Raw genomic sequence first — 271 nt, forward strand, 5'->3', positions numbered from 1 at the left:
TGTGGTAGGTGTCGACGATCACCCGCGCAGCTTCCTCGCGCAGCGGCTGGCCGTGCAGGAAGGCGTCGATCTCGGCATAGGTGACGCCGTGGGAAGCCTCGTCCGGATGGCCGGGGCGCAGGTCCTCGAGGTCGGCGGTGGGGATCTTCTCCACCAGGTTCTCCGGAGCGCCGAGGGCGCGGGCGAGGGCGCGTACCTGATGCTTGGCCAGGCCGCTGAGCGGAGCCAGGTCGCAGGCGCCGTCGCCGAACTTGGTGAAGAACCCCATGAC

Annotated in this window: 1 protein-coding gene; it reads right to left on the reverse strand. The window is 69.7% G+C overall.

The genetic code is table 11. From position 1 onward, the window contains the following. A partial coding sequence (nadE, locus tag ACLJNW_RS25275; RefSeq protein ID WP_410961372.1) for an NAD(+) synthase occupies positions 1 to 271 on the reverse strand: 271 nt, incomplete at both ends.

This window comes from Salmonella sp. SAL4457, assembly GCF_046548235.1.
Taxonomy (GTDB): Bacteria; Pseudomonadota; Gammaproteobacteria; order Enterobacterales; family Enterobacteriaceae; genus Salmonella; species Salmonella enterica.